The sequence below is a fragment of the Janibacter anophelis NBRC 107843 genome (assembly GCF_001570945.1).
In the GTDB taxonomy this organism is placed as follows: domain Bacteria; phylum Actinomycetota; class Actinomycetes; order Actinomycetales; family Dermatophilaceae; genus Janibacter; species Janibacter anophelis.
The window spans coordinates 1-13,363 of sequence record NZ_BCSQ01000032.1; the positions used below are offsets into that span (position 1 = coordinate 1).

Genomic DNA, 13,363 nt, shown 5'->3' on the forward strand with positions numbered 1-13,363 from the left:
GAGCCGCTACGAGGTCGAGGTCTCGCGGCTCGTCCGGGATCGGCGGTGACGCCGACCCTGTGGGCCGAGTACGGCGTACCTTGGGTGTATGGGGCGCGTCAACATCGACGTCAACGACGAACTGATCAGCCAAGCCATGCACCGCTCCGGCCGGTCGACCCCCGACGAGGCGGTCGACTACGCCCTGCGACGTCTCGTCGGTTCGAGGTTGACCCGCGAGCAGATGCTCGCCATGGAGGGCACTGGCTGGGACGGGGATCTGGACCAGTTGCGCGAGGACTCGGTCACGTCGCTCTGACCAGGGTCGACGCGTCGGTCCGGGTCGACGCCCTGCGGCTCATGGACGACGTGGCACCGACCCTCACGGATGGGGTGCCAGCGGCCACCAAGGGCAGGCGCACGGAGGGATCAGCGATGATGCCTGCATCGGCGAGCGAGGCCTTCGCGGTGCATGCAGCCGGCCCGGGACGCATCAGTGCCCTCGTCATGGGCGAAAGTTCTCGGTTGACGGTCCGCGCGTCCTCAAGGTCCTGGGCGCTCATGGCGTTGACCAGCGCGGCCACACGGTCCGGCCACACGTTGGCGGTGACGCTGACGACACCGATGGCTCCGGCCGCCAGGTAGGGCAGGTTGAGCTCGTCGATCCCGCAGTAGTACTCCAGCGAACACTCCGCCATGACCTCCATGGCCTCGAAGAGATCTCCCTTCGCGTCCTTGACTGCGATGATCCGCGGGTGTTCGGCCAGCCGCGTCAGTGTGTCCGGAGTCAAGGCGGTGCCTGTCCGCGCGGGCACGTCATAGAGCATCACCGGCAGGTCCGTGGAGTCGGCAACAGCGCAGCAGTGGGCGATGATGCCGGCCTGCTGGGGCCGGGAGTAGTAGGGCGTGACGACCAGCAGCCCATCCGCGCCTGCCTCCGCTGCCACGAGAGCGCCTCGGACCGACGTGGCGGTGTCGTTGGTGCCGACACCCGCGATCACCCGGGCTGCCCCCTTCACTCGGGTCGTCACCCGATGCACAAGATCCCCCATCTCGTCGAGACTCAAGGTGGGCGCCTCGCCCGTCGTGCCGGCCACGACGATGCCGTCGCAACCGCCTGCCAGGAGGTGGTCGACGAGGGCATCGACGTCTGGTCCGCTCACCGCTCCCTCGGATGACATCGGCGTGACCATGGCGACGAGGGTGCGACCGAGGACTGGTCGAGGATGGGGCCCGGGTGACGTCATGGGTCCAACCGTGCCCCTCCAGACCATGTGCGTCCAGCGCATGTTTTTGGACCGTATTCATTAGCATCACTGCATGCTTGACGTTGTCGCGCTCCGTGCACTGCAGCAGGTCCACGCCCGCGGGACGCTGGCCCGTGCGGCCGAGAGTCTCGGTTTCACGCCCTCTGCGGTCTCCCAGCAGATCAAGCGGTTGGAGCGACAGGTCGGGGTGACGCTCATTGCACCGGCCGGCAGGGGAGTGGTCCTCACTCCAGCTGGACGTGCGCTCGTTGACTCCTCCTCGGACGTCTTTGCGACGCTCGAGGCAGCGCGCAACGCTGCTCGGTCGGTGGCGGAGGGTGCGGCCGAAGGGGCGGTGGAGATCGTCGCCTTCTCGACGGCCATCCGGGGACTGCTCGCTCCTGTCCTGCAGCAACTTCGTCGACAGCACCCGCGGCTGGAGTTGCGGATCGGCGAGGAGGATCCCGCCCGTGCCCTGCAGCTCGTCGATACGGGCCTCATGGACATCGCCCTCGTCCACGACGCAGACGGGGCGCCACTGCCGATGTCCCGATCGTTGCGCCACACACAGGTCCACGTCGACGTGGGTGACGTGGCGGTCCCTGCGGCCCACCCACTCGCGGCCAGGGAGTCTCTCTCGAGTGGTGACCTCCGCGACCAGGTCTGGGTGACGAGCCCACCGGGCACCGTCTGCCATGACTGGTTCAGGCACCTCTTCGCTTGGACAGACATCCCAGAGGTGCGTCACTCCGCTGACGACTTCTCCACGCAGATGGCCCTCGTCGCCGAAGGTGATGTCTTCGCCCTCGTGCCCCGCCTGGCCCGACCGCAGCCGCCACCCGGGGTCGTCCTGCGGCCACTCAGCGACCCACCCAGCCGGGAGGTGCGTGCGGTCTGGCGCTCGAGTTCGGACGCCAGCCCGGGCATCCGTGCCGTGATCGCCGCCGTGACTCCAGCTCAGTCCGCGGCGCCGTAGTCCGCGAGCCGCCTACGCAGGACTCGGATGGTCACCTGGTCGATGACGCGACCGAGGCGTGGCCTGCCGGCGAGCGCGACGGCGAGGGCCATCCGCCCGAGGACGAAGGGAGAGGTGACGCCGACCCTGACGCGGTCGGCGGCGGTGATGTGCACGCCCATCGCGGTCGCCCGCTCACGGTCACCGTCGACAAAGGCCCGGCAGAAGGCGACCTTGCTCCAGCTCCGCTCGAGCGACTCACGTACCCGACTGGACATCGAGTCGTCGAGGGCGAGCGTCGTCTCGATCGTCGACCGCACGAGCTGTCCACAGGTGGCGTCGTCGAAGTCATCACGCAGCAATGCGCCTCGGCCATGGAAGACCCGGATGACGTCCGCCGGGGTCGTGGGCAGGAGTTCTTCGGGAAGCCCGAGAAGGAAGCAGCGGTAGCGCGTGAACTCGACCACCGCGCGCTCCCGGGAGTTGAAGTCCGTGCCGCCGGTGGCCTGCACCTTGCGGGCCAGGAGGTACACGTTGACCATCCCGGCGGGCATCTGGTCGACCTGCGGGACCGGCATGCCGTGGACGGAGGTGTCCCAGCCCCCTTCGTCGGACAACGCACCGACCCTGACCAACGAGTGCATGAGGCGCACCACCGCCGCCGCCTCGAAGCCGGCGCCGTTGCGGCGCAACGCCCCAGGCAGTGTCGTCACGGTGAAGAAGGCGGACGTCTGACGGACCCGGTGCGCCGCCCTGCGGCTCGTGAGCGCCCCGGTGAGGGCCATCGGCAGCGCCGAGTACGTGTTGGTGAAGGTGCCGAGGAAGACGCCCCGGATGATGTACGGCGTCAGGTAGGCGGCGGGGATCCGGGACTCCCGCGCGCCCTCCTCGACGAGCCCCATGTCAATCCAATTGGGTGTCGCCTCCATCGAGCGGATCATCGCCACGAGCTCGGCGGGTGCCTCGGGCACCGCATCGAGTCCTTCGCGACAGGCCCGCCGGAGCAACTCGAGCGCCTGCCGGTGCCCGATCTCGCCCGCACGCACGGCGTAGGCATCGGCCACCGGGTCCGCGAGGAAGGTCGCGGTCCGCATGAGCTCGATGATCGGCTCGTGCGCGAGCAGGGGAGCGCGGGGAGCGATCCAGCGGGGGAGTGCGGACTCCACCTGCGGATCCGTCGTGAAGCGGTACGGAGTGACGTCCGGGTCGACGGGGGAGTAGAGGTCGGGGAGCAGGTCCCACTGCTCGCGCATCCGCGCGGTGAGGGCGGGGTGGTGCTCGGCCATGCGCCTAGTGTGGCGGTATGGACGACCCGCGTGGCCACCGGTGATCCTGCCGTCCATCCGCGATCCGCGGATGATCACGATCCGGCGGGGCGGCACGCTCACCGACGCGGACCACCAGTTGCTCGCGCTGTGGGCGGCCGAGTGCGCCGACCACGTGCTGCCCCTCTTCGAGGCGGAGCGTCCCGACGACCCCCGGCCACTCGAAGCCGTTGCGGCAGCGCGCTCCTGGGCGCGCGACGAGATGCCGATGATGACGGCCCGTGCCATCGGTGGCCACGCGATGGGAGCGGCCCGGGACCTCACCGGCGCGGCCAGGTTCGCTGCCTACGCGGCCGGTCAGGCGGCCTGCGTCGGTCACGTCGCCGAGCACGACCTCGGCGCCGCGGCCTATGCGATCAAGGCGGCGGTCGCAGCGGCGCCACCTGACGAAGGGGGGTCCGCTCGCCTCGCTGAGTGCGCCTGGCAGCGGGCTCGGCTACCCGAGGCAGTGCGTGACCTCGTCCTCGAGGACCAGTCCAAACGGAATGACATCTGCTGGTCCGTCTTCGACTGAGTCCTCGTGAGGCGGTGGCTTGGTCACCGCAGGTCGGCATACTGAAGGTATGGGTGCGACGACCATCACGGTGTCCACCGAGTTGCGCGACCGCCTCGAGACCCAGGCTGCGGCGCACCACCGGACGCTGGAGGAGCACCTCGACGCGCTGTCGCAGGAGGAATCCCGGCGAGATCGGTTCCGAGCCGTGCGCGCCGCGATGACGCAGACGCCACCGGACGACGAGTACGCCCGCGAAGTGCGCGAGTGGCAGTCCGGCGCCTGGCGTTGACGACGGCCAAAGTCGTGGAGTGCGTCCGCGGTCCGGGGAGGGAACAGACACAGGGTCGGTGTCCGAGTACCGTGGTGATCGGAAGGATGTGATCCAGATGACATTCGAGACGCATGACTTCGGCTCCGACGTCGAGACCCGACTGAGCGAGGTGGCGCGCAATCACGGTCGCACGATGGAGGCCGAGGCCGCCATCATCCTCACCGCGATCACCCAGGGGCACGCGCAGGAGCCTGATGCCGTGATGAGCCTCTACGCGTCCGCGCGTCGGGTCGTGTCCAAGGAGGCGCTGGCCCCGCCGACGCAGGTCGACTTCTGTCCTGACCGGTACTGATCTCGCGCTCTTGTACGACACCCCATGGCGCCTTACGTTGATGTAAGGAGGTAGGGAGATGTCTGTCGGGACGCAGTTCCCACGGCTGGCGCTCCGAGTCGAACCATGCCGCCATGGCTAGCAGTCGCAGTGCTCTGGTCGTCCTGGTCGGGGAGGCCGAGCCCGCAGTAGGCGAGTTGCGGCATGAACTCGATCCTGTCGCACAGCTCGGCGTTCCCGCTCACGTAACCGTCCTCTTCCCGTTCACGCCGTCCGAAGAGATCACCCACGACGTCCTGCTCAGGCTCGCCACCTTGTTTCGAACCGTGCCGACCTTTCAGCACTCGTTCGTGCGTACCGAGTGGTTCGGCAACGACGTGCTGTGGCTCGCTTCGGACGCGGAGGCCGCCTTCAGATCCCTGACCGGAATGGTTGCCGACGCCTTCCCGAACCACCCGCCCTACGAGGGGCAATTCGACGATGTCGTCCCGCACCTGACGATTGCTGATCGCGGGCGAATGGATGCGATGCGAGCTGCAGAGCGAAAGGTGCAGCCTCATCTGCCCATCCACGCGATCACGCGGGCGGTCACCCTGTTGGTGGAACAACCCTCGGGTCGGTGGGAGACCGCTGAATCCTTTGCTCTCGCCGACTGATCGCTCAACCTGTGAACGACTCCGGTTCTCGTCCTGATGGCCGCAAGATCCCGCCGCAGACACCGGCTCCTCGTCTCCAGAAGGGAGCACTTGCATCTACTGCTACGCCCGCTAGTTAGCTGGCGAAGCGTCATGTAGATGAGCGACGAGTCGAGGGCCGTCCGCGATGGGGCGAGGCTTCTCAAATGGCTGGGGCGAGTGGGGAGTGGAGCGCCCGCATCTGGACAAGCGAATGCGCGTATCCGTGTGGCTAGTCGGTATCCGGATGCGTGAATGCGCGGCAAGGAGTGCCATCAAAGTCTTCTTGCCCCGCCTCGTCGAAGCCGACCTTCTCCAGCACTCTGGCGCTCGCGTCGTTACCAACGGCGACGATGGCTCGGAGCGGAACGGCAATTGTGTGCGACAAGTGCCAGCCCACGAGGGCTTCGGCGATTTCAGTGGCAAGCCCGAGTCCCCAACGGCTTCGGCGGATGAGGTAGCTCATTCCACGGATCTCGGGCGTTCCACCGAAGCCTGCCCTACCCACCAATTGGCCATCGAGGTCCGCCAGGCGCCACTTGGTCCACCCCCGGGCGGCATGCTCGGCCATGTACTGATCGACCAGTAGTTCAACCTCCCGGCGCGATTCAGGACGTCCATGGCGGACGAATTCCATCGTCTCTGGATCGGAGTGCACCTCGTGCAACGACTGAACGTCGTCGACTAGCCATGAGGTCAGGATCAATCTCGGCGTCCTCAGGACGACTTCGCGCTGGACATCGATCGCGCTGGTCTCATTCCCCACAATGCCATAATTGCAGGACGTGAGCCTGTGATCGCGCATCGTCACGATCCGGCGAGGCCTAATCGGCGGCCGGCTAGCTCCTCTGTTGCGAGCAGCGGCTCCGACCTGGGGAATTAACTCGCGCGCTCTCAACTGCCCGCGTCGAAGCGCAGCGGACGGAGATGCTGAACGATCAGCCACGAGCGTCGTCGAGCCTGGCTTTGATGTAGCTGGCGTAGTTGGCTGCTGAGCCTCTTGCATGTAGTTCGATCGTGGCGGGGGAGTAGCCCAGGAATTCGGCGATGATGGCGGTTGGCCCGAGCTTGGTGAGTTCATGGAGGGTGCCCAAGCGCGCGGCCCGGGCGCCGACCGTGGTGCGCAATCGACCGGCGATGTAGCCGGGGTCAAGGTGTCTGCCGGGGGAGTAGCCAGGGAAGACCCAGTTGCTGTCTGGGTGGGCGGCGGTCTGGTGGTTGTCCGGCTCGGCAGCGAGCTGGCGGAAGGGTTCGTCGATGGGCGAGGGCAGTTCGATGTCAGCCGTTCCACCGAGTCGGATGGTCACCAGGTCGTCGGCGATGGTGACGTCGTCCCAGGTCAGGGCCAGGAGCCGCTCGAGTGGTTGGCCGAAGACGAGGAGAAGGATCGCGATGGCGCGGTGACGGACGGGCATCCTCGCGCTGTGGACGTGCTCGTCGATCGCCTGGGTCTGCGCTTGCGCGTCGAGCTTCGGGCTCGTGCCGCGACGATGAGGGGTGAGCCGGAGGTCCGGATGGACGAGCCGGGACTTGATCGCCCACCCGAGGAACCTGCTTGCGATTCCTCGGGTCGTGGGCCCGCTGGCTTGCCATTCGTCCAGGTCGGATTGGCCGAGGTTTTCGAGGAGCACTCCTCGTGCGCGCAGCCAGCTGAGGAAGTCGATGGCGACGGTGACGGTCTGTTTCGATCGGAGGAAGGTGCCGCGGCTGGTGGCTCCTTCTTCGTTCATGCGGCGCAGGATGTGCCAGCGGATGAAGCGGGTGATGACGTCCCGGTCGTCGGAATGGTCCAGGCGATCGATGGCTCGTGGGGTCCATTCGTTGAAGCGGTCGCGGTAGAGGTCGTTGCGTGGGATTGCGCCGTGCTCGACGAGGAGGCCGCGGACGTAGTCCCGCGTTCGCGATGGTGGGAGAGTGTCCAGGAGTTCGTGCGTGACGACGCTGTGGCCGCGCAACTGCTCGAAGAACTCGCGGACGTGGCCCTGTTTGATCCAAGTCAGCCCGCTGTTGGCGCGCTTCATGTTCTTCATTGCTTCGCTGATCGCGACCAGTTCCGGCGCGATTTTGCCGGTGCCTGGATCGGTGAGCAGGTTGTCGACGACCAGGTTGAGTTCGCAGTGCAAGCAGCGGCCAGCGCGGTAGAGCTCGGCTTCGGCACCACAGCTGACGCAGTCGATGTTGAGCCTGACACCAGAGCAACTGCGGCAAGCAGGATGCCCGTCGATCCTTCCAGGAAGAACGCCCGTGTGTCCGCACCGGCAGGTGCCACGTTCGCGCTTGGCGGCCTGGTAGCAGTAGCCGCAGATCCGCCCGTCGGGCCAGCGTGCGACGAGCTGGTAGTGCTGGTTGCAGCGCGCGCAGGGATTCGGCCAGGCGGCTGGGTCGCCTGGCTTCTTGGGCCGTGCCATCAGCTGTCGGGCTCCTCGGGGACGACCCGGACCCGGCGGGCAATGGGGCTGCCGGGCTTGATGCCGAGGTCTTCTGGCCGTTTGGGGGCGTTGGCTGTCGCGGCGGCACGCATTTCCACGTAGGGCTCGAAGAGGTCGTTGGGGGTGCAGTCCAAGATGTCGCACAGCGCCGCGAAGGTCCGCGCGGGGATGCGTTCGGGGGGTTGGGTAACGAGCCGGTGCACCTGGGCATTCGACAGGTTGACGCCGCGGGACTTGAGCAGCGGAACCAGCTCGGTCGTCTTCCAGAGGTTGTGTTCGGCCATCACCTGACGCAGTCGCCAGTGATAGCTCACTCGTCGTTGTTCAGCCAACGTGGTCGCCGTCCTTCTGGTCGAGTTGTAGGCGCCGGGTGATCATCTGCTGAATGGTCTTCTGCTTGAAGTCCGAGGAGACCGACGTGTAGAGCGAGGTTGTCGAGGAGTGCTGGTGGCCGACCTGCTGCTGGACGAAGAACGGGTCGTAGTCGGCTTCGATCAAGTGGGTCACGTAGGAATGCCTTAGGCAGTGGAGCGTGAGTTCATCGGGGAGGCCAGCCTGCTGACGGGCCCGTGCAAACGCGCGTTCGAAGGTTCGCAGGCTGGTAGCGCCGGCGCGCTCAGACGGCCACAGGGACCTGGACCGGTCCGCGGTGGCGAACAGCTCGCGGCCCGCGGGGGAGATCCAGTGCTTGAGCAGATCGACCACCCAGTCGAACTCCGGGACCGTCAGCACGGTGCGCCGCCGCGGCCCGGACCCCTTCATGCCCTTGGCCCAGCGGACCTGCATGGCGCCGAAGTTCCCGTAGTCCGGAACCTTTGGGTTGGGGCCGAAGTCGACGTACTCGAGCCGAGTGAGCTCGCGTCGTCGCAGACCGTAGGCATAGGCCACCTTGAGCGCGGTCGAATCACGAAGGGCGGGGAGCCAGCGCTTGGAGCCCTTGGCGTACTCGCTGTCGACGAAGTCATCAGCGGCGTCGAACAGGCTCTGCATCTCGTTGAGAGTCAGAGCGCGCCGTCCCGTTGGTACGTCGTCGTCGGTGCTGTGACGAGGACTGTTCCAGTCGAAGACGATCTGTGCCGGGATGTCGTTGAAGACGCGCTCGCAGAACCCAACCCAGCCGTATCTCGTGTCGCTGACGTAACTCGTGAACGCTCGGATGGCCGTGGTGTAGGACCGCAGTGTCGAGATCTTGAGAGGGCGCTCGCCGGAGCGAAGGTCGGCGAGGAACTCCTCGAAGTGGTGCGGGCGCCAGGTCCATGGGTACTCGTTGGCGTGCTCCTGGAACCTCGTGACCACGCGGCACGACGTCTTGATGTGTGCCGTTGTCAGCCCACGCGCCAGCTGCTGCGTGCGCCAGCGATCCAGCATCGCTTCGAAGACGCGGTCATCCGCACGCAGGAGCCCGACGGAGTCGTCGAGCAGATGGTCAGGGATCCGTCCAGGAACAAGCTCCACAAGCACAGACAATACGCGAGAATCTCGCATTAAATGAGAGCAACCCGCATTGAGCAGCGCAAACACCCCAGCGATGCAGCCGCAGCACTGACGAACTCACCCCATGGAAACCGCGTCTGACCAGCAGAAACCCCGCAATTCCAATGTGCGACGAGTTCTCTCATCTGTTTCGACTCGTCGGACTTTAACGCCGATAATCCACATTATGTCATTTTTTAGTCTGCGTATTGCATCGGATGAATCAATCGCGGGCGGCTGACCCACTGCCCCGCGGGCCGGACTGAACCCAGCTCTGACCAGCGGAAACGCAGCACCGAGCGTCGTCGTAACGGCGTCAAACCGTGCGTGGCGGCGGAAGAATCAGGCGTTGCGCGGCCACCGCGACACGCCGTTAACCTGCGCAAACACGGATGGCGTCTCATCGGATGCATCATGGAATCACTGGATGAAACCAGATTCTCGGGAGGATTCGATGCAAGTTGATGGCTCCGGTCGGGTCCGCCTGGTCGAGTCGGTGCCGGTCCTCCGGCCCGACGAGCAGGTGCTCCAGAAGATGCTCGAGGGCTGGCGGAACCAGCAACTGTCACGCAACCTGCAGTTCGCGACCATCGACCAGCGGCTCCGGATGGTGGAGCGCTTCATGAGCCATGTCAATGAAGACCCGTGGAACTGGACGCCCGCGCACGTCGAGGAGTTTTCGGCGGACCTGCGCACCCACAAGCACGTTGCTCACTCGACGCTGCGCGGCTACCACTCCGCGTTGCAGGCCTTCACCAGCTACATCAGCAACCCCGACTACGGGTTCGACGTCGTCTGCGAGCGGTTCTTCGGCACCCACCCGGCGCAGGTGTTCTTCGACTGGAACACCGCTCCCCACGTCCAGGAGTACGACGGCCGCCCGAAGAAGCGTCCGTACACCCGTGAGGAGATCAGCGAGCTCTTTGACCACGCCGACGACGAGGTTGAACGAATCGGTAAGTCCGGCCGCAAGGGCTGGCAGGCCGCCTACCGGGACGCGGTCATGATGAAGGTCGCGTACGGCTACGGGCTCCGGTTCAACGAGTTGAGGCACCTACAAACGGTCGACTTCGCTCGCAACCCCCACGCACGAGAGTTCGGCGCGTTCGGCGTCTGCAAGGTCCGCTACGGCAAAGCGAAACGGTCATCTCCGCACAAGCCCCGCAGCGTCCTCACCGTCTGGCGGTGGACACCCGGCATCATCGAGGATTGGCTCGCCAACGGTCGCGGTGATCCCGGCACCTTGGACCTCTTCCCCAGCGAACGAGGCGGACTGGTCGTCGAGTCGACGCTCATCCGCCGGCTCCGGCGCTACCGCGAGGAGTTGGGGTTCTCCGATGGTCTCGATCTCCACTCCTTCCGTCGCTCGTACGCCACTCACCTCCTCGAGGCCGGTTGGGATCCACGGTTCGTCCAGGACCAGATGGGTCATGAGCACGGGGCAACTACAGGCATCTATCACTTCGTCTCCGATGAGTTCCGGCGTTCCACGCTCAGGGCCGCTTTGGACCGTACGGTGAAGGAAGCTATGGCTCGGAAGACCGAGGACGGCACATCATGAAGCGCAAAGTCGACTACACGTGGCGCCTGGCCGAGCTGATGGCCGCCCGTGGCCTGCACAACACCACGGATCTCATTCCTCTGCTGGCCGAACGCGACATCAGTCTCTCTCGACCTCAGGTGTACCGGCTGGTGAACCAGCGGCCGGAGCGCGTCTCGCTGATGATGATCGCGGCGCTGTGCGACATCTTCGAGTGCGAGTCGACGGACCTGTTCACCACCACAGCGACCGATGCGCGCGTGCGCAAGACCGGCACCGCTTCCCCACCGAACGTCGTCTCCCTCGACCGCAGCGTGCGGCCGCGGCGCGCCAACATCCTCGACGAGTAGCTCAGCAGCATCGATGGATCCGAAGCCGACCGGCCTCTCCCCTCGCTCGACAGTCCGGGGACGTCCTCGCGCGACGAGCACTCGCGAGGATCCCTGTGCTCGCTGCGGCCGGAACATCCCCCGACTCGCCGCCAACTGGCCAGAAGGTCGACTCTGCAACATCTGCTACTACGACGCCGTACACACGCGAGGGACCTGCCCGGAGTGCCACCAAGACCGGCTCCTGCCTGGCCTGCGCGCCGCCGACGGCCAGCCGATCTGCTCGACCTGCGCTGAGATCCCCGTCGACTTCCATTGCGAGCGCTGCGACGTCGAAGCAGCGCGCCATCGCGGACGGCTCTGCGTCCGTTGTGCTCTTCGTGACGACCTTCACGGGCTGCTCGGCGGCGTGCCAAGCGACCCCGCACTGCTCGGCCTGGTCGATGCTCTCTGCGCCTCGGACAGGCCCGAGTCGATCCTCGTCTGGAAGCGCTCAGCCAAGGTCCAAAAGCTGCTTCGCGGACTCGGTGACGGCACCATCGCTGCGTCGCACGAGGGACTCGACTCCGTACCCGGCAAGCCGGCCGAGCATCTCCGGGCGCTCATGCAGCACCACAGTCTCCTCCCCCATCGTGACCCGTACCTGCCGCGCTTCGAGCAATGGATTGAAGGCAAGCTCGATGGGCTTCCCGATGAGGTACGCCAGCCGGTCCAGTACTTCGCCACGTGGCACCACCTGCGGCGCATCAGGGCCAAGGTCGGGGCTGGCGCAGCCACTCGCGGTCCAGTCCACTCCGCGAAGCAGGAGATCACCGAAACGGTGAAGTTCCTCGTGTGGCTCCACGAGACCTACCAGCGCACAGCCGCGACCTGCACACAGCAGGATGTCGACGAGTGGCTCGCGACCGGACCGACGACCCACAGTGCGATCAGAACCTTCTTTGTCGTCGCGAGGAAGGCGCGCCTCAACACCACGGTCACGGTCCAGCACCGATCGGCGAAGTCCAGCCCGTCTCTGAGTCAGGACCAGCGGCTCGCCTGGATCCACGAGCTCCTGACTGGCACCAGCGAGTCGCTTCCCTACCGAGTCGCCGCAATGCTCCTGTTGCTCTACGCCCAACCGCTGGTCAAGGTCGTCACGTTCCGGACCAGCATCATCGACGACGGTGACAGCGGCATGAGCATCACACTCGGCTCGCACCCGACCGACGTCCCGGAGCCATTCGCGTCCCTACTGCGCGAACACCTCGCCGCTCGGCCGAACCTCCGCACGGGCGGCGGACCCGACAGCCCGTGGCTCTTTCCCAGCACGCTGGCCGGCCGGCACCTGCACCCCAACACCGTGATGGACCGGCTCCGCGACCTGGGCGTCAACCTCCTCGCCGCCCGCAACCGCGCCATCGGCGAACTCGTCCTCGAATGCCCACCCTCCCTCGTCGCGGAAGCGCTCGGCTACAGCCCGCAGGTCGCGTTCCTGCACGCCGACAAGGCGGCCGAACCCTGGGCTCGCTACGCCGGGCGCTCCATCAAGTCGCCCTGACCGTCCGTCCGCTCTTGCCGAGTGCGAGTGAGCGAGAGCGGGCTGGGCTGCGTGTCAAGCTGAAGCCCGCTGACGCGCGATGTGCTGTCACTTGCAGTTACCAGTGGCAGGGTGCTGTCCCATGAATGAGGACGCCGCGAAGGCCAACCTGCACAGTTACCTCAAGCATGAGCGCGAGGCGATTCTCGCCAAACTCGACGGACTCTCTGAGTACGACATCCGTCGCCCACTGACCGTCACCGGGACCAACCTGTTGGGTCTGGTCAAGCACTTGGCGACTTGGGAGGCCAGGTACCTCGGCGAGGTCTTCGGCCGTCCCTTTCCTGAACCTCTGCCTCGGTGGGACGTCGAGGCAGAGCGACTCGCCGACATGTGGGCGACTGAGCACGAATCCCGCAGCGACATCGTCGAGCGCTACCGCCGAGTGTGGGACCACAGCGACGCGACTGTGAGCGATCTCCCCCTGGACGCCACCGGTCGCGTGAGCTGGTGGCAGGACGCCGAGGTGCCCCTGTTCAACATCCTCGTCCACCTGCTTGCCGAGACGAGTCGGCACGCCGGTCATGCCGACATCCTGCGCGAAGCGCTCGACGGAGCGGTGGGAACCGACGCGGAGGCCATGGCCCAGAAGCAGCACGACCCAGCCTTCTGGGCGGAGCGCCGCGACGAGATTGAGGCAGCCGCCAGGGCTGCGGAGTGACCCCAGAATACGAGCCGTGCGGCAGCAGGTCTCACCGTCACGAGCGCGCTCACGTGGCGCGATTGCAAGCGCGT

General features: G+C 66.3%; 16 protein-coding genes. 10 read left to right on the top strand and 6 right to left on the bottom strand.

Features of this window, described 5'->3' with window-relative positions:
- Positions 1-88 precede the first annotated feature (88 nt).
- On the top strand, positions 89-298 hold the full coding sequence (locus tag JAN01S_RS09805; RefSeq protein WP_068317328.1) for a type II toxin-antitoxin system VapB family antitoxin: 210 nt from the start codon (positions 89-91) through the stop codon (positions 296-298).
- Here JAN01S_RS09805 and dapA read toward each other — a convergent pair.
- The gene (gene dapA, locus JAN01S_RS09810; RefSeq protein ID WP_306305660.1) at positions 285-1,268 is read right to left on the bottom strand and encodes a 4-hydroxy-tetrahydrodipicolinate synthase; all 984 of its coding nucleotides are present in this window, start codon (positions 1,266-1,268) and stop codon (positions 285-287) included. The genes JAN01S_RS09805 and dapA overlap by 14 nt on opposite strands.
- A gap of 31 nt (positions 1,269-1,299) precedes the next feature.
- Between dapA and JAN01S_RS09815 the strand changes: the two genes are divergently transcribed.
- On the top strand, positions 1,300-2,202 hold the full coding sequence (locus JAN01S_RS09815; RefSeq protein ID WP_068317334.1) for a LysR family transcriptional regulator: 903 nt from the start codon (positions 1,300-1,302) through the stop codon (positions 2,200-2,202).
- On the opposite strand, the gene JAN01S_RS09820 is transcribed toward JAN01S_RS09815, so the two are convergent.
- Positions 2,184-3,467 carry an oxygenase MpaB family protein gene (locus JAN01S_RS09820; RefSeq protein WP_068317337.1) on the bottom strand — a complete coding sequence of 428 codons (1,284 nt, stop codon included), beginning with the start codon at positions 3,465-3,467 and terminating at the stop codon, positions 2,184-2,186. The two genes, JAN01S_RS09815 and JAN01S_RS09820, sit on opposite strands and share 19 nt — an antisense overlap.
- 40 nt (positions 3,468-3,507) lie before the next feature.
- Here JAN01S_RS09820 and JAN01S_RS09825 point away from each other — a divergent pair, with 40 nt between their 5' ends.
- The 4 genes from JAN01S_RS09825 to JAN01S_RS09840 all read left to right on the top strand — a co-directional run bounded on the left by JAN01S_RS09825 (position 3,508) and on the right by JAN01S_RS09840 (position 5,260).
- A complete protein-coding gene (locus JAN01S_RS09825) occupies positions 3,508-4,020 on the top strand; it encodes a putative immunity protein (RefSeq protein WP_068317340.1) in 513 nt (170 codons plus the stop codon).
- Between the two features lie 49 nt (positions 4,021-4,069).
- Positions 4,070-4,291, top strand: a complete 222-nt coding sequence (locus tag JAN01S_RS09830; RefSeq protein WP_068317342.1) for a hypothetical protein — start codon at positions 4,070-4,072, stop codon at positions 4,289-4,291.
- 97 nt (positions 4,292-4,388) lie between these two features.
- Positions 4,389-4,625 carry a hypothetical protein gene (locus tag JAN01S_RS09835; protein ID WP_157075686.1) on the top strand — a complete coding sequence of 79 codons (237 nt, stop codon included), beginning with the start codon at positions 4,389-4,391 and terminating at the stop codon, positions 4,623-4,625.
- A 113-nt stretch (positions 4,626-4,738) separates the two neighbouring features.
- A complete protein-coding gene (locus JAN01S_RS09840) occupies positions 4,739-5,260 on the top strand; it encodes a 2'-5' RNA ligase family protein (protein ID WP_068317346.1) in 522 nt (173 codons plus the stop codon).
- A 250-nt stretch (positions 5,261-5,510) separates the two neighbouring features.
- Here the strand turns inward: JAN01S_RS09840 and JAN01S_RS09845 are convergent, their stop codons facing one another.
- The 4 genes from JAN01S_RS09845 to JAN01S_RS09860 all read right to left on the bottom strand — a co-directional run bounded on the left by JAN01S_RS09845 (position 5,511) and on the right by JAN01S_RS09860 (position 9,162).
- Positions 5,511-6,083: a GNAT family N-acetyltransferase gene (locus JAN01S_RS09845; protein ID WP_244884810.1), complete on the bottom strand. Its 573-nt coding sequence runs from the start codon at positions 6,081-6,083 to the stop codon at positions 5,511-5,513.
- Positions 6,084-6,216: 133 nt separating this feature from the next.
- Positions 6,217-7,686, bottom strand: coding sequence for a site-specific integrase (locus tag JAN01S_RS09850; RefSeq protein WP_068317351.1), 1,470 nt, complete (start codon positions 7,684-7,686; stop codon positions 6,217-6,219).
- Entirely contained in the window at positions 7,686-8,021 is a 336-nt protein-coding gene (locus tag JAN01S_RS09855; RefSeq protein WP_244884805.1) for a helix-turn-helix domain-containing protein, read from the bottom strand. The genes JAN01S_RS09850 and JAN01S_RS09855 overlap by 1 nt, the downstream gene beginning before the upstream one ends.
- A gap of 10 nt (positions 8,022-8,031) precedes the next feature.
- Positions 8,032-9,162, bottom strand: a complete 1,131-nt coding sequence (locus tag JAN01S_RS09860; protein ID WP_218000020.1) for a tyrosine-type recombinase/integrase — start codon at positions 9,160-9,162, stop codon at positions 8,032-8,034.
- Between the two features lie 472 nt (positions 9,163-9,634).
- Between JAN01S_RS09860 and JAN01S_RS09865 the strand changes: the two genes are divergently transcribed.
- The 4 genes from JAN01S_RS09865 (at position 9,635) to JAN01S_RS09880 (ending at position 13,289) form a co-directional block, all read left to right on the top strand.
- The gene (locus JAN01S_RS09865; protein WP_068317359.1) at positions 9,635-10,741 is read left to right on the top strand and encodes a tyrosine-type recombinase/integrase; all 1,107 of its coding nucleotides are present in this window, start codon (positions 9,635-9,637) and stop codon (positions 10,739-10,741) included.
- Entirely contained in the window at positions 10,738-11,070 is a 333-nt protein-coding gene (locus JAN01S_RS09870) for a helix-turn-helix domain-containing protein (protein ID WP_068317362.1), read from the top strand. The genes JAN01S_RS09865 and JAN01S_RS09870 overlap by 4 nt, the downstream gene beginning before the upstream one ends.
- 13 nt (positions 11,071-11,083) lie before the next feature.
- The gene (locus JAN01S_RS09875; protein ID WP_068317365.1) at positions 11,084-12,589 is read left to right on the top strand and encodes a recombinase XerD; all 1,506 of its coding nucleotides are present in this window, start codon (positions 11,084-11,086) and stop codon (positions 12,587-12,589) included.
- A 121-nt stretch (positions 12,590-12,710) separates the two neighbouring features.
- Positions 12,711-13,289 (top strand): DinB family protein, encoded by a 579-nt coding sequence (locus JAN01S_RS09880; protein ID WP_068317368.1) that lies wholly within the window; start codon positions 12,711-12,713, stop codon positions 13,287-13,289.
- Positions 13,290-13,363 lie beyond the last annotated feature (74 nt).

Bases quoted from the DNA above. Each gene is read 5' to 3' on its own strand.
- JAN01S_RS09815 (WP_068317334.1), top strand. From the start codon at position 1,300: ATGCTTGACGTTGTCGCGCTCCGTGCACTGCAGCAGGTCCACGCCCGC.
- JAN01S_RS09845 (WP_244884810.1), bottom strand. From the start codon at position 6,083: ATGCGCGATCACAGGCTCACGTCCTGCAATTATGGCATTGTGGGGAAT.
- JAN01S_RS09835 (WP_157075686.1), top strand. From the start codon at position 4,389: ATGACATTCGAGACGCATGACTTCGGCTCCGACGTCGAGACCCGACTG.
- dapA (WP_306305660.1), bottom strand. From the start codon at position 1,268: ATGCGCTGGACGCACATGGTCTGGAGGGGCACGGTTGGACCCATGACG.
- JAN01S_RS09820 (WP_068317337.1), bottom strand. From the start codon at position 3,467: ATGGCCGAGCACCACCCCGCCCTCACCGCGCGGATGCGCGAGCAGTGG.
- JAN01S_RS09865 (WP_068317359.1), top strand. From the start codon at position 9,635: ATGCAAGTTGATGGCTCCGGTCGGGTCCGCCTGGTCGAGTCGGTGCCG.
- JAN01S_RS09870 (WP_068317362.1), top strand. From the start codon at position 10,738: ATGAAGCGCAAAGTCGACTACACGTGGCGCCTGGCCGAGCTGATGGCC.
- JAN01S_RS09875 (WP_068317365.1), top strand. From the start codon at position 11,084: ATGGATCCGAAGCCGACCGGCCTCTCCCCTCGCTCGACAGTCCGGGGA.
- JAN01S_RS09830 (WP_068317342.1), top strand. From the start codon at position 4,070: ATGGGTGCGACGACCATCACGGTGTCCACCGAGTTGCGCGACCGCCTC.
- JAN01S_RS09880 (WP_068317368.1), top strand. From the start codon at position 12,711: ATGAATGAGGACGCCGCGAAGGCCAACCTGCACAGTTACCTCAAGCAT.
- JAN01S_RS09850 (WP_068317351.1), bottom strand. From the start codon at position 7,686: ATGGCACGGCCCAAGAAGCCAGGCGACCCAGCCGCCTGGCCGAATCCC.
- JAN01S_RS09805 (WP_068317328.1), top strand. From the start codon at position 89: ATGGGGCGCGTCAACATCGACGTCAACGACGAACTGATCAGCCAAGCC.
- JAN01S_RS09840 (WP_068317346.1), top strand. From the start codon at position 4,739: ATGGCTAGCAGTCGCAGTGCTCTGGTCGTCCTGGTCGGGGAGGCCGAG.